This is a genomic window from Neorhizobium sp. 05N33, from assembly GCF_056397445.1.
The window spans coordinates 503166-520762 of record NZ_JBFTNK010000003.1; the positions used below are offsets into that span (position 1 = coordinate 503166).

14 protein-coding genes and 1 pseudogene are annotated in these 17597 nt (G+C 60.7%); 5 read left to right on the top strand and 10 right to left on the bottom strand.

The features are described 5' to 3' along the window. The first annotated feature begins 11 nt into the window (after positions 1-11). From AC1DLT_RS11195 to AC1DLT_RS11210, 4 genes and pseudogenes are all read left to right on the top strand, one after another. Complete coding sequence (locus AC1DLT_RS11195) at positions 12-2114, top strand: SUMF1/EgtB/PvdO family nonheme iron enzyme (protein ID WP_477486765.1); 2103 nt, start codon at positions 12-14, stop codon at positions 2112-2114. 120 nt (positions 2115-2234) lie between these two features. Continuing rightward, a pseudogene (locus AC1DLT_RS11200) lies at positions 2235-2339 on the top strand (LysR family transcriptional regulator); the annotation flags it as partial. 130 nt (positions 2340-2469) lie between these two features. After that, on the top strand, positions 2470-3033 hold the full coding sequence (locus tag AC1DLT_RS11205; protein WP_038544779.1) for an isochorismatase family protein: 564 nt from the start codon (positions 2470-2472) through the stop codon (positions 3031-3033). Then, positions 3030-4031, top strand: a complete 1002-nt coding sequence (locus AC1DLT_RS11210) for a GlxA family transcriptional regulator (RefSeq protein WP_477486766.1) — start codon at positions 3030-3032, stop codon at positions 4029-4031. Before AC1DLT_RS11205 ends, AC1DLT_RS11210 begins: the two co-directional genes overlap by 4 nt. Before the next feature lie 55 nt (positions 4032-4086). On the opposite strand, the gene rfbA is transcribed toward AC1DLT_RS11210, so the two are convergent. The 4 genes from rfbA to rfbC are packed head-to-tail and all read right to left on the bottom strand — an operon-like array spanning position 4087 to position 7535. Further along, positions 4087-4950 carry a glucose-1-phosphate thymidylyltransferase RfbA gene (gene rfbA, locus AC1DLT_RS11215; protein ID WP_477486767.1) on the bottom strand — a complete coding sequence of 288 codons (864 nt, stop codon included), beginning with the start codon at positions 4948-4950 and terminating at the stop codon, positions 4087-4089. Then, positions 4947-5891 (bottom strand): dTDP-4-dehydrorhamnose reductase, encoded by a 945-nt coding sequence (gene rfbD / locus AC1DLT_RS11220; RefSeq protein ID WP_477486768.1) that lies wholly within the window; start codon positions 5889-5891, stop codon positions 4947-4949. Before rfbD ends, rfbA begins: the two co-directional genes overlap by 4 nt. Continuing rightward, positions 5891-6952 (bottom strand): dTDP-glucose 4,6-dehydratase, encoded by a 1062-nt coding sequence (rfbB, locus tag AC1DLT_RS11225; RefSeq protein ID WP_477486769.1) that lies wholly within the window; start codon positions 6950-6952, stop codon positions 5891-5893. Before rfbB ends, rfbD begins: the two co-directional genes overlap by 1 nt. 10 nt (positions 6953-6962) lie before the next feature. Continuing rightward, positions 6963-7535: a dTDP-4-dehydrorhamnose 3,5-epimerase gene (gene rfbC / locus AC1DLT_RS11230; protein ID WP_477486770.1), complete on the bottom strand. Its 573-nt coding sequence runs from the start codon at positions 7533-7535 to the stop codon at positions 6963-6965. A gap of 285 nt (positions 7536-7820) precedes the next feature. On the opposite strand from rfbC, the gene AC1DLT_RS11235 reads away from it, so the two are divergent. Continuing rightward, the gene (locus tag AC1DLT_RS11235; RefSeq protein WP_477486771.1) at positions 7821-8774 is read left to right on the top strand and encodes an alpha/beta hydrolase; all 954 of its coding nucleotides are present in this window, start codon (positions 7821-7823) and stop codon (positions 8772-8774) included. Positions 8775-8855: 81 nt separating this feature from the next. On the opposite strand, the gene AC1DLT_RS11240 is transcribed toward AC1DLT_RS11235, so the two are convergent. Genes AC1DLT_RS11240 through AC1DLT_RS11265 form a run of 6 tightly spaced genes read right to left on the bottom strand, consistent with a single transcriptional unit; the run spans position 8856 to position 17556 of the window. Continuing rightward, entirely contained in the window at positions 8856-10175 is a 1320-nt protein-coding gene (locus AC1DLT_RS11240) for a glycosyltransferase family 4 protein (RefSeq protein WP_477486772.1), read from the bottom strand. After that, positions 10172-12457 (bottom strand): hypothetical protein, encoded by a 2286-nt coding sequence (locus AC1DLT_RS11245; protein ID WP_477486773.1) that lies wholly within the window; start codon positions 12455-12457, stop codon positions 10172-10174. The genes AC1DLT_RS11240 and AC1DLT_RS11245 overlap by 4 nt, the downstream gene beginning before the upstream one ends. Before the next feature lie 17 nt (positions 12458-12474). Continuing rightward, positions 12475-13206: a hypothetical protein gene (locus AC1DLT_RS11250; protein WP_477486774.1), complete on the bottom strand. Its 732-nt coding sequence runs from the start codon at positions 13204-13206 to the stop codon at positions 12475-12477. Further along, positions 13203-14465: a glycosyltransferase family 4 protein gene (locus AC1DLT_RS11255; protein ID WP_477486775.1), complete on the bottom strand. Its 1263-nt coding sequence runs from the start codon at positions 14463-14465 to the stop codon at positions 13203-13205. Before AC1DLT_RS11255 ends, AC1DLT_RS11250 begins: the two co-directional genes overlap by 4 nt. Beyond that, positions 14462-15301 (bottom strand): class I SAM-dependent methyltransferase, encoded by an 840-nt coding sequence (locus tag AC1DLT_RS11260; protein ID WP_477486776.1) that lies wholly within the window; start codon positions 15299-15301, stop codon positions 14462-14464. The genes AC1DLT_RS11255 and AC1DLT_RS11260 overlap by 4 nt, the downstream gene beginning before the upstream one ends. Further along, positions 15298-17556, bottom strand: a complete 2259-nt coding sequence (locus AC1DLT_RS11265) for a glycosyltransferase family 2 protein (protein WP_477486777.1) — start codon at positions 17554-17556, stop codon at positions 15298-15300. Before AC1DLT_RS11265 ends, AC1DLT_RS11260 begins: the two co-directional genes overlap by 4 nt. Positions 17557-17597 lie beyond the last annotated feature (41 nt).

Sequence of the window (17597 nt, forward strand, 5' to 3'; positions counted from 1 at the left end):
GGGGCCGATCAATGACCGTACCGACCGTGATGCGTGACACGCTGTTCTCGAAGGCTCATGAATTCGGACAGGCACCGTTGCTGTCGCTGCCGGACGGTTCGGTGGCCGATCTGCAGGCCGGCTATATCCCGCTGCTCGTCAATTTCAGCTTCGAGGACAAGGCCGCCAAGGGCCTGCGCAAGCTGAAGGAGCAGGCGGAGCCGGAACCGGTCGTTTATTTTTCGGCATTGGAAATGGCCCGCGACCATCCCGCGCTGCTGCTGGCGGGCGAAACGGGCAGCGGCAAGACGAGCTTCGCGCGCCATCTCGCCTTCCGGCTCGCGGGCGAGGGGCCTGTGGCGGCACCTCTGTCGCGTAACGATCTCGGTGCCGTGCATGATGAAATCTGGGAGCTGGAAGACGTCCTGCCGCTTTATGTGTCGGTGACTGCCGGCAAAACGTTCGCCGAATTGTTGGAAGTCGTGTTGCCGGAGAACGAGGCCCTCCTGTCTGCCGAGGCATGGGCGAATTCGGATGCGACCTTGCTGGTTATGCTCGATGGTATCGACGCCGCGGGTGCCGACGGCCTTGCACTTCTGAGCGAAGCTTTGCTCTTTCAGGCGCGCCATCCACGCATTCGCCTGCTGGCGCTCGGCGAGATTTCCGTCGTCAAGGGGTGGGCGCTTCCATCGGGCTTCGTGCGTTACGACCTCCTGCCGCTGCTGAAGGTCCAGCGCCGTGATGCGGCCAGGCGGCTCGCCGGGCTCGATCTCGATGTAACGGGCATAGCGCTGGGAGATGCCGCCGCCAATCCGGCACTGTTCGCCATGGCGATCAATGGGGAAAATGTCGGCGAGACTGCCGAAGCGATTACTGATGATTGGCTTATAAAAGTATGCGGCGATACCGGGACGGCGGCGTTCCTCTCCGGGCTGGCGTTCGACGCGCTGACTGGGAAGCTTGACGATCCCACGGTTCTGCCGGTCACGCGTGTGCGCCAGCTGCTTGCCGCACGCCATCTCGCCTCGCGGTCTGCAGAAGAAGCCGTCCAGCCTTTCCGTCAACGCCCCGATCTCTGGACGCCGGTGCTCAGGAGTCTTGCTCTGCGACTATCCGGCTCGGAAAAGGCAAGCGCATTGATCGAAGCTCTCATCGAGGGTAACGGCGACGAGGTGCGGCGCGGTGCGCTCCTTGCGGCCGATCTGCTGACGGAACCTGGCTCGCTGCGGGATCTCGTCGCAAATCACCTTCTGGCAATTGTCCGGGATGGCGCATTGTCCCCGCCGGAGCGCGAAAAGGCGGGCCGCAAACTGTCGGTCTGGGGTGATCCGCGCGATCTCGATGCGCTGGCGGATGTGCCGGGCGGCACCTTCACCTTCGGTTCCAACACTCATCCCAACTCTGCGCCGCCGCATCAGGTGTCTGTCGATGCCTTCCGTATAGGTCTCTATCCCGTGACGAACGCCGCCTACAGTGCTTTTGTCGTGGAAACCGGACGGTTATGGCGCAGCCCGGACGGCTTTGCCGAGGATCGCCGCAATGCGCCGGCCGCCGACCTGACCTGGCGGGATGCGCGAGCCTACTGCGACTGGCTGACGGCGCGCTGGCGTGCCGGAGGCCGGATCGGGGCAGACGAGACCGTTCGTCTGCCGACGGAACCGGAATGGGAGCGCGCTGCGCGGGGTGATCAGCCGGATGTGGGCGACGAAATCATCGTCTATCCCTGGGGCAATACCTGGGTCGACGATGCCGCAAATTCCGAGGAAGCGGGTTTCAACAATACCTGCACGGTCGGCCTCTTTCCCAAGGGGCGGTCCCCCTACGGGTGCTACGACATGGCCGGTCAGGTCTGGGAATGGGGCACAACGCTCTGGGGTGAGGATATGGGGACGCCGAGTTTCAAATATCCCTATGCGGACGACGGTCGCGAGACGACGGACGCCGCACCGTCCGTCCGCAGAGTGTTGCGCGGCGGCTGTTTCTCCAGCGGCAAGCTAAAGGCCTGCTGCACCTATCGCGGTAGCCTTGAGCCCGACGGTTTCTGGCGCGGGAACGGTTTCCGGATCGTGGTCGCCAAGGTGACGCGTCATGATGCAACGGTCGATCCTGGCTTTTCCGAACGCCTCTTGGGGTAGCAATTGCGTATTGGAGATAGGCCGGCATGAGCCGGCCTCCAAAGCATCACGCCGGCCGCTCTTCCGCCGCGTTTGGCCGCCATTTGATGAGGTTGCTTTCGATCACGTCGATGATCATGAGGGATTGTTCGCCGTCGTGGAGGCACCCTCTCTCCGGCGGCCGAGCGGTTCATGACGATGTTAATTGGAACCTGGGCCGAGGGTGCACCGAGTGGAAACCCATAGTCGCCGGAGAAAGCTTATAGGCCAAACAACGCGTTGGCGTGATATGTCCGCTATCTGTCCATAACCGACATTATCATTTATGAATGAGGCGCTAGAACTATCTTCATACTCATCATTGGAGATAACAAAAATGTCCGCCAGCACCGCACTTCTTGTCATCGACGCTCAGGAATCCTTCCGTCATCGCCCCTACTTCCGTGAGGAGGGCGTCGCGCTTTATGTCGAACGCCAACAGGCCCTGATCGATGGTGCAAAAGCGTCCGGCTTTCCCGTCATCCAGATTTTTCACGTCGAGGATTCCGGAGCATTTTCCGAAGCCTCCGGCCTCGTTCGCCCGTTTGCGCCGCTCCGCATCGACGCGGACGCCGTCTTCCGCAAGCGCCGGCATAGCGCGCTTGTCGGCAGTGGACTTGATGTCTGGCTCACGGGGCATGGCATCCGTAGCCTCATTGTTTCCGGTATCCGCACCGAGCAATGCTGCGAAACCACGACCCGGCATGCTTCCGATCTCGGCTATGCGGTCGACTATGTCGGCGAGGCGACGCTAACCTTTCCGATGACGGATGTTACGGGCCGCGAATGGAGCGCTGCGGAAATCCGTGCCCGCACCGAATTGGTGCTGGCCGATCGCTTCGCCCGGATTGCGACCGTCGAGGAGGCGCTGGCTCAAGCTCCGAAGCGCGCCGCAGCATGACAGAAGAAGAGCGGCGGCGGAGCGTCCCTGTCTATGTGGTTGTGCCGCCGCGCACTCTGTTGCTGGACATCGCCGGACCAATGGAGGTGTTGCGAAGAGCCAACCTGGAGCAGACAGCGGTTCGATTCTCCATCACCTATATCGGGCCGTCCGCCGACATTCTCAGTTCGACCGGACTTGGCCTGACCGGCATCAATCCTTTGCCTGCGGATCTTCCAGATGGAACTCTCGTCGTCGTGTCGGGCGCGGTTGACGAGCCGCTGGGTGCGATCATTGATACAAGAAACACTGATGCCCCGCTGGAAACCGAAATCGTCGAATGGTTGAGGCGAAGCGTACGGCCTGGCATTCGTCTCGCAACGATCTGCTCCGGTGCGCTGCTTGCCGCGCGCGCCGGTTTGCTAGAAGGCCATGAATGCACCACGCATTATAGCCTACTCGCCGACCTGACCCGTTTTGCGCCAACGGCGCGTGTCCGGGAGAACCGGCTTTATGTTGAAGACGGAGAACGGCTGACGAGTGCCGGTGTCACCGCAGGCATCGACCTGATGCTGGCCGTTATTGCGCGCGACGTAAGTCATGCGACAGCATTGGCCGTTGCACGCAACCTCGTCATCTATCTGCGCCGGGCAGGCGCCGATCCGCAGCTCTCGCCTTGGCTCGAAGGGCGCAATCATATTCATCCTGCCATTCATCGCGCCCAGGATGCGGTCGGTTCGGACCCGTCGCGCGACTGGTCGTTGGAAACGCTGGCGCAGGTCGCAGCGACCAGTCCCCGCAACCTGTCGAGGCTTTTCAACGAGCATGCCGGCATGAGCGTGATCGACTATGTCAACCGCATGCGCATAGCCCTCGCCAGGGAGCTTGTTGTCGGCTCGAGGCTGGATATGGAAAGCGTTGCCGAACGGGCCGGATTTTCATCGGCAAGGCAATTTCGGCGGGCCTGGCGCAGGCTGCATGATGCCTCGCCTGCGCGTGTGCGGGTCGGCAAGGTCTGACTGGATCCAGCGTGATCTCGATGCATCTGGTAAATTGGTGTTACGAATACAAAATTTACCTGCAAAGCGTTTGTAGATATCTGCCATATTCGCTTTTGCCCAGCTTCTTGCCGACGGCCTCCAGCTGGTTGTCATCTATAAAGCCCCTGCGCCAGGCGACCTCTTCAGGGCTGTTGATCTTGATGCCCTGCCGCTTCTGCAGAGTGCCGACAAAATTCCCTGCTTCCAACAAACTCTCGGGCGTGCCGGTGTCGAGCCACGCAAAACCGCGGCCCATCTGTTCGACGTTCAACTTGCCACGTTCGAGATAGACCCGGTTGACATCGGTGATCTCCAGCTCACCCCGCAGCGACGGCTTGAGGTTTGCGGCAATGTCGACGACGTCCTTGTCGTAAAAATAGAGCCCGGTAACCGCCCAGTTGGATTTCGGCACCGTCGGCTTTTCGACGATCGAGATCGCCTTCATCGCCTTGTCGAACTCCACGACGCCATAACGTTCCGGATCATGGACATGATAGGCGAACACCGTCGCACCATCGTTGCGCGCCGCCGCACTTTCAAAAAGCTCGGTGATGCCATGACCGTAGAAAATGTTATCACCAAGGATGAGGCAGGACTGATCCGATCCGACAAAATCGGCACCGATGATGTAAGCTTGGGCAAGACCTGCAGGCGAAGGCTGTTCTGCATAGGAGAGCGAGATTCCCCAAGCCGAACCGTCGCCCAACAGGCTGCGAAAATCAGGCAGATCATGCGGGGTGGATATGATCAGGATATCGCGTATTCCGGCCAGCATCAACGTTGAGAGCGGATAATAGATCATCGGCTTGTCGTAGACGGGCATTAGCTGTTTCGACGTGACAAGCGTCATCGGATGTAGACGCGTCCCGTTGCCGCCAGCCAGAATGATACCCTTCATCGACGGTTCTCCTCGGATGCCTTTTCCTTGCCAGCCTGTTTTTCCGGCGCATCGCAGGCCAAGAGCCTTTGCAATGTAGTCGCAGTCGCGATTTTCCAGTTGGGCAGACGGACACCGTGAACCCTTTCGAGTTTGCTGCAATCCAGCCTCGAATTGTTTGGCCTGCGAGCCGGTGTCGGATATTGCGCCGTCGGGATCGGATGGACGATCGCTGACGGGCCACCCATCTCGACAGATATGCGGAAGATCTCAGAAGCAAAGTCTGCCCAGCTGGCCTCACCGCTTCCCGCCATGTGGAATATACCGCGCAGGCGTCCGTTCCGTGACGACAGCAAATTGTCGGCAACCGTTAATATGGCATCGGCGATATCGAGTGCAGATGTTGGATTGCCGTATTGATCGGCGACGACATCGAGTTCGTCGCGACTTCCAGCAAGCTGCAACATTGTGCGCAAAAAGTTCTTGTTAAAGGGGCTGTAGACCCACGCGGTCCTGAGGATGACGTAATCTGCTCCCGACGCGACCAGACGACGTTCGCCCTCAAGCTTCGATTGACCATAAACATTGAGGGGCGCGACGGGGTCACTCTCATGATAAGGCGAAGTCTTGCTGCCGTCGAAGACATAGTCCGTCGACAAGTGGATAATCGGCACGTTGAGCTTGGTCGCGACGCGACCGATCTCATCTATGGCCGCACTATTGACGACAAAAGCTTTGGCGGCGTCGCTTTCCGCTTGGTCGACGGCAGTATAGGCGGCAGCGGAGATGATCAGTTCAGGTCTCGCTTCCACAAGAGCTTTTTCGATCGTTCCGATATCGGCAAGGTCGAGATTGGGTCTTGCGAGCGGAATAATCTCTATCTCGCCGTGGCGCTCGGCTCGCTCGATCAGAGACTGCGCGACCTGCCCGAAACGCCCGGTGACCACATACCGCCGTGCCATCATTTGCCTCCGGATCGGTTGAGGAGGCCCAGCCGGCCACCGCCGTACCCCTGACGCAGCGGCGTCCACCACCATTCGTTTTCCAGGTACCACTTGACCGTCTTTTCGATCCCGGTATCGAAGTTTTCTTCTGCCTTCCAACCCAATTCCGTCTCGAGTTTCGTGGCGTCGATCGCGTAGCGTGCGTCATGCCCGGGCCGATCGGTGACATAGGTAATCAGTCGCTCGTGGGGGGCTTTCTGCGGCCGCAGGGTATCCATGATCGAGCAGATGCGCTTGACCACCTCAATGTTGCGCCGCTCGTTACGGCCGCCGATATTGTACGTCTCGCCAATCCTCCCGCGTTCGGCGATGAGGTCCAGCGCCCTTGCGTGGTCCTCGACAAACAGCCAGTCGCGGATATTGGCGCCGTTGCCGTAAACTGGCAGTGATTTGCTCTCAAGAGCATTCAGCACAATCAGCGGGATCAGTTTTTCAGGGAAGTGATACGGGCCGTAATTGTTCGAGCAGTTGGAGACAATAACCGGCATGCCATAGGTGCGGCCCCACGCTTTGGCCAGGTGATCAGAGGCTGCTTTGGAAGCTGAATAGGGAGAAGAGGGATCGTAGGGGGTTTCTTCGGTAAACAATCCGTCTTTGCCGAGAGAGCCATACACCTCGTCGGTAGAGACGTGGAGAAAGCGGAAGTCTGTTTTAGCTTTGCCGGAGAGATCCTGCCAGTAGTGCCGGGCGGCTTCCAGCAAGGTAAATGAGCCGACGACGTTGGTTTCGACGAAGTCGCGGGCGCCAGTTATAGAGCGGTCCACATGGCTCTCCGCCGCCAGATGCATGACTCGGTCGGGTTTGAAACTGTCGAACGCCTCCTGCATCGCCGCTCGATTGCAAATGTCTGCCTGAAGGAAACGATGCCGCGGATTGTTCTCGACGGTGGCGAGCGACGCCACGTTGCCGGCATAAGTCAGCTTGTCTACGGTCAAGACGTCGTAGTTTCTGACGAGAACCAGATGACGCACGACAGCCGATCCGATGAACCCGGCTCCGCCGGTAACAAGGACGCGCATTGTATGTCCCCTAGCTGCCATCAGCTATTGTGAATGACGTCGTCTCAAGCTCGGCGAGACGTGGTTGCATCCGATCTTTCTGCGAAAGCACGGCGCTTTCTGCCGTCACGGGCCAGATGATATTGAGCTCCGGGTCGTTCCATAATATTCCACGGTCATGGTCGCTGCTGTAGTAGTCCGTGACCTTGTAGGAGATGACACTGTTGGGCTGGAGAGTGCAGAACCCATGCGCAAACCCGGCCGGAAGCCAGACCTGGCAACCGTTCTCGGCGGTCAGTTCCGCCTGGACATATTGTCCAAAAGTTGGTGAGCCTCTCCGGATGTCGACTGCGACGTCGAGGATGGAACCAGCGATGCAACGGACCAGCTTTCCTTGAGCGCGAGGCTCAATCTGAAAGTGCAACCCTCTCACCGTTCCAGCTTCTACTGAAAGCGACAGGTTGTCCTGGACGAAATTGAAGGCACCGATGTTTTGACCAAAGACGTCAGACCGAAAAGTCTCTGAAAAATATCCACGATGGTCTCCATTTTTTTGGGCCGTCACCAGCACGACGTCGGGGATTTTCGTTCGTTCAAATTGCATGTCTTCCTCGCACTCAGACCGCCAGGTCATCTCCAAAGGGCTTTTTTCGTCTTGTGCCGTTGCAGGCGAGAAACATCTTGTGTGAACGTTGGGGCGTGATTTGGTTTCTCCAAGCCCCGATAAATCCTATAGCCAGAAATATGGAGCTCAATGAATATATATTCCAATCAGTCGTGTAAATCTGTTATTGATGTTAAACAACAATTTGCGCATGATTACGTTGTGGAACAACTATAGTTCAAAATTCGAATTACTTTTATTCCAAAACCGCTTAATGGTGGCCGTATGATCATATTTTCAGATGAAAATTTGGAGGTGATACATCGTTCTGGGTCGTCTCCCTATCTTCTCGTCACATTTAACGAAATGGAAATGAGGGCGAACGGCAGTCGTTTCTGGGGGCAGCGATTGTGCGAGAAGGCCGACATTTCGGCGCTTGGCTTCATCAGCCGGCGGCCGAACTGGTTTCCGGCGGCGAGCGTCGTCAAGGCTGTCGAGGCGGCCGCGCCTATCCTTCACGCGGCATCGGAGCGGATCCTCTACGGGCACTCGCAGGGCGGCTATGCAGCGCTGCGGTACCGGCGGCGCTTCAATGCCACAGTGGCTGTCGCCTTTTGCCCGCAAGTCTCGATCGATCCGAAAGCCGTTCCTTTCGACGGCAGGTTTACGCGCCATTTCTCGCCCGATCTCCACGCCAATATGGGGATCGCGCCTGATCACGCGGCCGGCCGGGCCTATCTGTTCTTCGATCCGTTTCACACCGTCGATCACCAGCACGCGGTTCGGATCACGGCGCTACAGGAGAGGACCCAACTGGTGCCGGTCCATATGACCGGCCATGGCACCGTTCGCGCCTTTACCGGGACGGCGCGCGCGCTCTCGGTGATCGAGGCCTGCCGCGGAGACGATCTTCCGGGTCTGCGCGGTCTCGCCCGCGCAGCGCGCGTGACCGCGCCAATGCGGCCCTATCAGATCGCCATGACGGCGATTGCTCGGCATCGGGCCTGGGCCGACCGGTTTCACGCGCGCTTCGGCCCAAATTTCTCTCCTGTCGAGCAGGCAAACTTCCTCTACCACCGGGCCAATCGCCATATTCGCGACGGTGAGCTTGTGACGGCGCGGGCCATGCTTGCGGACGCCATGGCGTATCAGCCGGACAATCTCGGCTTCGGCCGTCGGCTGGAGGAACTGGACGGCCGTATCGCCCGGCTCAGAGCGGCCGGTGCCTTGCATTCGTGATCCGAATGTTGCCAGGCCCGCCCGACAAGGCGACCTTGCTGAAGAAGGACGGTCCTCCCGGCGTTTATCGAGGCGAGCGTCTTAAAGCGCGGGCGACAGAAGCTTGGGGCTCTCGGCGATCGCGGCATCGAGTTTTCGCCGCAGCAATGTTCGATAGAGTTTGACGTGTTCCCGCGCGCAGGCGGCGCGGTCGGCGGGTTGGCGCATGGAAACGCGCAGCCGCTCCCAGATTTTGCCATCGCCCAGCACCTCAACGATGCGATCCGCGAGATCCTGGCTGCTGCCGGCGCGAAAGTGCAGGCCATCCTTTCCGTCACGCACCTTTTCGGCCATTCCGCCGATATCGGAGCAGATCATCGGCCTGCGGTGGAGCAGCGCTTCCTGAATGACGACGGGCGAGTTTTCCCACCAGACGGACGGCAGAACCACCCAGTCGACGGAACGCATGAGACGTGTCACGTCCGCGTTCTGGTAGGCGCCGTAGAAGCGAACGCGGTTGCCGGCGTCGGCGATGAGCTTCTTGATACGTTCCTGGAATTCGACCGGCTGTCGCTCAAGATTGCCGCCGAAGATCATCAGGCAGGAGTCTTCGCCCCATATCTCCTTCGGGATACGCGAGACGGCGTCGATCAGGATATCGGCGCCCTTGAATGGAGTCATTTGTCCGAAATAGGCAAAGCGATTGCGGCGCGGCTTGAGACCTTGAACCTCGCGCGCGGGCGCCGCTGTTTCCATGGCGATGCCGTTTTCGATCACGCTGATCTTGTCTCTTTCGATGCCCCATGCGGCGTAGCGATCCGCCAGGAACCGGCTGGGGGAGATGAAAGCGTCGGCAAGGCCGAGCATGCCGCGGGCGAACAGTTCCCGCTTCAGGAAACGCGAGACGGGGATCTCGGGAAAGCAGCCGTGGCAAGCAACGGGGGAGGCGGTTTCGCAGAGCTGGCCGGAAGGCCGCTTCACCATCTGCCCGTGATTGTGGCAGATCGACAGATATTCATGGAACGTGACGATGATGGCGGCGTGCGGAAACGCTTCTCGCAAAGCATAGAGTGCTTCGAGGCCGATACCGAGAACATGATGGAAATGGATGACATGGGGCCTCAGATCGCGCGCAAAACGCAAAAGGTCCTGGCTGATCGCCCGGGTATCGCCGTTCGACAGGAAGAAGTGGTCGTAATCGTCCGTGTGGAACAGCAATTCGTCCTCGACGAGGCGCAGGCTCATCAGCGCGGATGCGGCGTGTCGCGGCACCGGGTGACCGATCCGAGCGAGATAAACCGATTCCACGTTCGGCAATGCTTTCAGGCCGAGATGCAGGTTGTGGGACGCGATTTCCGCCCCGCCGAGCGAGACCGATGGATGCGCATGCGAGACGACAAGGACGCGAAGCTGCTCGTTCATGCGGGCCTCTTTTCCAGGTGCTTTTCAACGGTGAGGATAGGCAGCCATTGGCTCTTGAAGATCTTCCGGTCGATCTCTTCCACCAAGGCCGCCATCGCAGGACTATCGCCGGCGCGGGCGTCGTCGCAGCCCCACATCTGCACGGACGGCAGTAAATAGGAGTCGAATCCGGACCGGCTGAGGCGGAGGCCTAGATCCACACCCTTTTCCTGCGCACCGAGATAGCCACCGCAGAAGCTGCCAGCGCCCGACAGGGCGTCGCGGGGCATGATGCAGCATTCGAGCGAGGCCGCTGCGACGTGGGTCACGTTCATGTCGGTAACCGCTTTGAGCGGATATCCGGCGTAGCGGCCCACGACCGGCTGGTCGTCATTGCCGTCGTCGATCCAGCTTCCCGCCCAGCGAACAGAATGGTCTTCGTAAGCCAGGACGGGCGAGATGATGCTTCCTTTCATCGTGGAAGCAGCAGCGACGAGCTTGCCATACCAGCCTCTCCCATGCGGGATCAGTGAGGCGGAGAGCGACACGACCGTTTCACAGGAAAGCGCCTGCGTACCCGCTTCCAGCATGTCGTAGACGTCGCCCGTTCCCTTCGTCGATACCAACCTGACCGAAAGGCGATAGAAACGCGCGAGCTCCTTGAGGCGGGCGGCCTGCCTGCGAAACCGCTCGGCAGGCATGGCGATCACGATTGGCGCGCCCCGGGTTTCCGGATCGAGTGCGAGCAGGGCAAGCAGCGGGGAAATGTCTTCCTCGCTCTCGCCTACGCCGATGATGATCGGGAGACCGTTTTCCTCATCGAAGAATCCAGCGTCGATGATCGTTTCGATGGCCGGCGCTGATCTTCCTGATGATCGTGTCAGGAACGGAACAACGTGTGTATCGACGATCGCCGGCAGCGCGCTGTTGACGGGATCGATCGAGCCGATCTGGCGCAATGCCGCCGAACGTGCCGAAAGGCGCGTCGGTTTGACCGGCAGAAACGCGCGGCGCGAATCCTGCAGCGTCAGCTCGAAATAAAGGGACGCGCCTGGATCTTCGCCCGGTAACTGGGCGTGGGCAACGAAGCCGTGGGCGCGCTGATCTCCCCGCAGACCCGGCACAAGGTGCGTCTGGTCGTTGAAACTGTCCGCGACGTCGGGGCGATCGAAGCGCGTCCAGTGTTCGTCGAGGCGGGTTGCAGCATTGCGTCGGCGCAGCTTAACTGTCGCGACGTGGCCATCGGGGTCATACAGCCAGCCGGAGATGAGGAGATTTCCCGCATCGGCCTCGAATATGCTGTCTATCCCCATCCGGACGGGATAGGACAGGCCGGAGACGGTTTCCTTGCCCTCGAAACTGTTGGCGGCGGCCCGCAGGGACAGGAGCACGTCCGGCGTGCTGTGGGTGCGCATCAGGACCGACCGGATATGTTCGGGGGTTTCCTGCGGATCGGCGATGCGTTTTCGAGGGTGGACCGCAACATGCCTCCAACCGGCGCGCCCTCGAAAGATCAGACCTTCAATGTCGGCAGCGCGGGCAGCCTCGTTCGTCTCGAGAAGGCCGACAAAACCAGCGGCGCCATCAGGAGCGTCGGGACGTGTAAAGGTGGCAATACCGCATTCCGCGACCATCGGTGTCGCCTTGCTGATCAGGGACATCCGGCAAGGCCCGGGTGCCATGCCGCGGCTCCAGCCCTGCAGGAATGTCACGCCATCATGGCTCTCGCCGATCACCTCGACGAAGCCATCAGTGGCGTGGGTCGCCTGTAAAAGCGTGGTTATGGCGAGAAGCCTGCGGCGGCTGAGATTGCCGGTCATCAGAGCGTCTACGAGCCGGTTTATGACGGCGGCCGACTGAGATCCGGCGGACTCGAGCATGAGCGCGGCGGCTTCCTCCGTTGAGGCAAGACGGGGCGCAAAGATGTAGGGCGTGCCCGTCTCCTTCTCGCCGAGGCGTATCGTGGTCATGGCAAGGTCGGTGTCCCCGGCCGGAAGGAGCGCCGCAAAGCCGTGCTTGGCCCGCGGTGAGGATGCGGCCAATCGCCATTCCGAGACAAATGCATTTCGCGTATCTGCCTGGTTTTCGCCGACGCCAACCGTCACATCGCCGGCCGGGACTTGGCCGAGGCCGACAATGAGCAGGGTTGTCTCGTCGACGCGGCAGCCGATAACCCTTCCGGAGCGCATCGCCCTGCTCGCCCCCTGCTTGGCGGGTGTTGGTTTGGTGACCAGGGGGCCGGTGACCAGGGGGCCGGTGACCGGAGGGTTGGTAACCACGGGGGATTGTTCCGTAACCAGCATGCCTTGCCCTCCCTCGGTCAGATCCTGAAAATCAGCGCGAGGCCGGCGCCCGCGGCAAATCCGACGAGAACGAACAGCAGCAACAGCATGGGTTTGAATTCGGCGTTCGCCCGCTTCTTCAATGCGTTCAGGTTCTTCTCCATCCCAGCCACGACCCCGTCCAGCCGCATCAGGTGGACATCGAGGTCATTCAGCCGTTGGCTGACCTCCACCTTGAGGTTTTCGACGGCGTTGCCGATTTCAGTCAGGTCGGTGGTTTCGGGCTTGTCCGCATCGATTTCCGGAGCGCGCTGCAGGGAGCGCTGCGAGACCTGCAACTGCCGTTGCGACGCCATCAGCACATCAAGCTTGTCGAGCACTTTTGCCAGCGGCGCGGCGATCAGGGCTTCGGCCGCCTGTTCGTTCGGCTGCGGAACGCGAAGCGCCTGTTCGGAACCGCTTCCATTGCGCGCCATGACGACGATATCGTTGGCCCGCGAATGGAGGGGATCGGGCAGCGCTATTTCGAATGCGTGCTTGCCGTCGCCGATACCATTGCGTCGCAGGTCTGGACGGTTGCGATCGGCAACAGTCTCTGCGATCACCTTGCCATCGAGTAGGACACGGATGGTCAGACGCTGGTCCGGCGCCATCGGGTCGAATGCCCAGCCGAAGATCGTACCCATGTCGACGGCGTCCACGCGGCCGTTCATCGGCTTGACGTTGTCTTGTTCGGATGCGGCATCCGGTCGTTCGGCGGGACTGGTCATGCGCTCTCCAATGCCTGAACCTGTGCCGTCTCCATCCACTTGAGATAGCGGCGGGCAGTCGTATCGATGTCGTCGGGCTTGCGGGCGTTTTGCGCAAACAGGTGCAGCAGTTTCGGGTTTTCTAGGATGTCACGCATCGCCGCGGCGAGCGCACGGGCATCATTGGGTGGGACGGTCAGGCCGTTGACGCCATGCTCGACCATTTCAGCCATTCCGCCGATATTGCTGGCGATGACCGGACGGCCTTGCGCCTGGGCTTCCTGAATGACCAACGGTGCGTTCTCCCACCAGACGGACGGAACGATGGTGCAATCGACCGCAGCCACCAGATCGCCGATATCTTCGCGTCGATAGGGGCCTCGGGCCTGCACGGATCCTGATGTTTCGGCAAAGCGCCGATTGATTTCCTCGACGAACGTCTCGCTCTGGAAAGGCGCGCCGCCATGGACGCGAAGTTCGAAATCCATGCCGTCGGCCAGAAGCTGACGCGCCGCCTCGAGCAATACGGTCACCCCTTTCCAGGGGTTGAGATTGCCGAAATATCCGAAGACCGGTTTCCCGCCCTGAAGCAGATCTCTTCGCAGGCCGGCTTTGCGGGCAGGAATGCCATTGGGAATGACGCTGATCGTATCTTCGTCCAGTCCCCATTGCACATAGCGATCCCGCAAAAAGGCGCTTGGCGAGACGAAGTGGTCGACCGTGCTCAACAGGGCCTTCAGGTGGCGTTCGCGCAAGGCAAAGCGATCGAGCGGAATATCCTTGAAGCAGGCATGGCAGCGGTCCGGGCTGGACTGATGACAAAGCTCCTTGCTGCCAGTGCGCACCATCAGGCCGTCATGGTGGCAGATGGGGTAGTAGTCATGGAGTGTCATGACGATCTGGCAATCGGGCAGGGTGCGGCGGACGATGTGGGGGAACTCGGCGCCAAGCAGCAGCATGTGGTGGAGATGGACCACATCCGGCCGGAAATCGCGCAGCAGATCCGCTATGTCAGGCACGACACCGTAGAGGTCGATCTGGCTCATGAAGAAGCGGTCGAAATGTCCGGACCACAACAGGATTTCGTCTCCCGCCGAGCCGATGCTCTGGAAGCTCGTGCCAGGTCTTGCTTCGCGATGAATGTGGTTCGTGGCACCGAGAAACAGAGCTTCGTGGCCCTCGCGCTGATAGGCGCGAAACAGGTCATGAGCGAATATCTCGGTTCCGCCCGGGTGAAGGGACGGATGGTTGTGGGCAGCGACCAGAATGCGCTTGCTCATCGGCCATTTCCCCGGCGCTTCGCCACAATGAAATCCTGATGGTGAGCCGCTTTGGTGCCGCGCCAATGGCCAAGCGATTTCAAGGCGACGGAGAGGCCGGCCCGTTCGAGCGCCTTGTCCAGAAAGCCGTCTTCGAAGCCGACCGCCGCAAGCGGCGCCTGGTTGGGTACGAACCAGCACGGGCTTTCGCCATAGCGGCGGAACGCAAGGCGCGGATCGCGCCGCCCGTGCTCGTCTGCCGCCGCGATCCGGTCGACTACGAAGGCTGTCATGAACAATCGGCCGCCGAATGCCAGGACCCTGCGAACCTCAGCGAGGTAAACGAGGACTTCCGCAGGGGGCAGGTGAGTGACCACCGACGTCATGATGACGAAGTCGAAATGCTGATCCGGAAAGGGAAGCCTCAGGGCCCGGCCGCTGACCTTGCCGTTCGGATTGTAGAGTTCGTGCGCGATATCCAGTCGCTGGAAGGCGAAATTGGAGTAGGCGGGCGTGATCGTCCGCTGGCACCAGTCGATGCCGCCCTCGACCGGATCGATGCCGTCGTAGCGGCTCGTTTGCGGATCGAGATACTGGGTAAGCGGCACAGCCATCCGGCCGATACCGCAGCCGATGTCGAGCACGCGGGCCTCTTCGCGCAGGCCGCCGATACGGATGAAGTGCCCGAGAAATTCCGCGCCTATCGCACGAAAATCACCGTCGCCCACGAAGACGTTGGTGGGTTCCGGCTGCGGCAGAAAACGGTTGCCCCGAACGGCTTCAAGCAGCCAGCGAACGCGGTCCTCATCGACCAGCCGAGCCGGCTTGGGAGGGCGCGCGAGTGCTATCTGTGTCACGCTGCGTTCCTTTCCCGGTCTCTCCCATTCGTGGTGGCGGGGTGATCTTGATCTCTGCCGAACGGGTTGGCCATCAAGTCGGTGATGTCGTCTTCCCAGCGTTGCGTGTGCAGCCATGAATTGTATTGGCTGGCAACGCCGCGCATATAGTCCTCGCTACGACGGATCGAGCGGCGCTCGAAATGATACAGGCAGGCGGCCGGCTCATAGGCGATCTGGAGCCCGAGACGGCGGATCTTGAGGCAGAGGTCACTGTCCTCGTAGTCGCCGATCACGTAGTCCTCGGTGAAGCCGCCGACGCGCTCGTAGGTGGCCCTGCGGGTCACGAGGCAGGCGCCGGTGACGCCGGGAACCTCGCGGGCTTGTTGGGCGGGAGCATAGTCGCCGGGCATGCCCTTGTTGAAATGGTGGTTCAACCAGATCCCGCGCTGGTCGCGGCCAAAATACAGGCCGGCATGCTGCAGCGATCCGTCTTCGAAGAGTAGTTTGGGGCCGATGGCGCCCGCCCTGCTGTTTTCCAGCAGCGGCCGCGACAGCACCTGAAGCCAACCAGGTCCCTTTGGCACGACATCCGAATTGAGCATGACCAGAATGGCGCCGCGGGCAAAACGTGCGCCGGCATTGCAGGCCCTGGCGTAGCCGCTGTTGCGATTCATGATGACCAGCTTCATCGGCAGCCCGTGCAGAAGGTGCAGGCCGCCCAGCATGTGCTCCGTCTCATCCTGGATTTCCGGTGAATCGAGGACGAAGATGATCTCGGCATTGGCGACGAGCCACGGATCGGTGGCCATTCCCGACAGTTGGAAGCGCAGGAAATCGAGGACCTTGTAGAGGGGTATGACAATCGAAACGAGGGGTGTGGTTTCGGGCAGGCTGTAGTCCTTCGTGGTGTCGACCTCTATGGTCTTTCCCAATCGCCGTTCTATGTCCTGCAGGGCGGGCGCGAGGATCGTGCGGAATGCGCTGTCGACCGCATGCTGCGGCGGCACGGCGCGCAGGACGTGGTTCCGCTGCGTTGCGGGCTCGAAAGGCTGCGGCTTCGGTATCAGCGGCCTGACCGCTCCCGAAGCAAGGCGCAACTGAAATCGCGGCTGCAGGAGCGGGCCGGTGGATTCCGGCAGCGGGATCCAGGCAACGAAGCCGGTCACATCGGTCTTGCTCTTCTCGTCCTTGCCTTCCGCCCATGCCGGGAATTTGTAGCTGTTTGCGTCAAGCGGTACGGCCGTGCCGTCCTCCCTGACGTAGTCGATGCCGGCGAAGGCGGATGACGGCGCATGGAACCAGCCGCCTGCCAGAAGGCCGTCGTCGAGCGCCAGGGCGAGATCGACCTCCCCGGACGGGTGCATCGACGACTTGGCAACCCGGGTTGCAGGCAGCGGGGCGTTGACCTGAAGGTCGATCGCCGTCGCGGCGCTGCCTTCCGGCAAGGCGGCGAGGCAACGGACGATCATTTCGCGCAGCTCCACCGCCTCACGGTTTTTGCTCCACCAGTTCTGAAGGCTGGGATGGCGAGGCTTGTCGTCAGCAAGCTGGCGGATTGCGGCACCATTCTTGCTCAGGAGGACGATAAGAAACGGAGGAGAGGGAAAAGGCGCCTCCGCGATGAAATGGCACGGTTGAAGACCGCTTTTCGCTCGGCGTCCGAGGACAGGCTTTACGGCCATGCGTGCGATCGAAGTCGCGCCGATCGCATAGATCGCTATAATGTCGCCGAGGTCCGGATTGATCGCCGTCTCGATCAGATGGCGTCCCTGAGCAACCTGGCAGACGATGCTGGCGGCCTGCGGTTCGGGCACGAGCGCATGAAGGGCGTCTTCAACGATCATATGGAAAAGATGGTCGCCGGCGATGCGGAAGGCGCTTCGCCAGACGGTCAGCAGGTTGTTGACGAACTTGATGCGGGAACCCGGCGCAAGATCCGTAAACAGCGCTTCCACATCGAGGGGCGTGAGCATGTGTGCCGGCTGCATCACGACGGTTTCGACGATGTCGCCGTGTTCCGTGCAGATGTCCGCGTTTACCGGCTGTTGTTCCGGTCGCATCGCCCAGAACATGCGCTGTCTTCCGTGGCCGAGTGGAAGCATCATGCTGACCAGCGGTACCGGTGACCGATCCATCGACAACAGGCACTTGGTGGTTGCGGGAAGGGGCGAGGGGAGATCCCAGACAAGGATTGCCAAATCCGCGCCGAGCCGAAAGATTTTTGCGTTTCTAAAAACGCCCGTGGCGTCGTCTATCGCTTCGTCGAACGTCACACGCGGCCCCTCTGAATCGGAGTTGCGCGCCCCGCGGGAGG

Coding starts and splice junctions, on each gene's coding strand:
- AC1DLT_RS11245 (WP_477486773.1), bottom strand. CDS start 12,457: ATGCTGGTTACGGAACAATCCCCCGTGGTTACCAACCCTCCGGTCACC.
- rfbA (WP_477486767.1), bottom strand. CDS start 4,950: ATGAAGGGTATCATTCTGGCTGGCGGCAACGGGACGCGTCTACATCCG.
- rfbD (WP_477486768.1), bottom strand. CDS start 5,891: ATGGCACGGCGGTATGTGGTCACCGGGCGTTTCGGGCAGGTCGCGCAG.
- AC1DLT_RS11210 (WP_477486766.1), top strand. CDS start 3,030: ATGACAGAAGAAGAGCGGCGGCGGAGCGTCCCTGTCTATGTGGTTGTG.
- rfbB (WP_477486769.1), bottom strand. CDS start 6,952: ATGCGCGTCCTTGTTACCGGCGGAGCCGGGTTCATCGGATCGGCTGTC.
- AC1DLT_RS11250 (WP_477486774.1), bottom strand. CDS start 13,206: ATGACCAGTCCCGCCGAACGACCGGATGCCGCATCCGAACAAGACAAC.
- AC1DLT_RS11255 (WP_477486775.1), bottom strand. CDS start 14,465: ATGAGCAAGCGCATTCTGGTCGCTGCCCACAACCATCCGTCCCTTCAC.
- AC1DLT_RS11235 (WP_477486771.1), top strand. CDS start 7,821: ATGATCATATTTTCAGATGAAAATTTGGAGGTGATACATCGTTCTGGG.
- AC1DLT_RS11205 (WP_038544779.1), top strand. CDS start 2,470: ATGTCCGCCAGCACCGCACTTCTTGTCATCGACGCTCAGGAATCCTTC.
- AC1DLT_RS11240 (WP_477486772.1), bottom strand. CDS start 10,175: ATGAACGAGCAGCTTCGCGTCCTTGTCGTCTCGCATGCGCATCCATCG.
- rfbC (WP_477486770.1), bottom strand. CDS start 7,535: ATGCAATTTGAACGAACGAAAATCCCCGACGTCGTGCTGGTGACGGCC.
- AC1DLT_RS11195 (WP_477486765.1), top strand. CDS start 12: ATGACCGTACCGACCGTGATGCGTGACACGCTGTTCTCGAAGGCTCAT.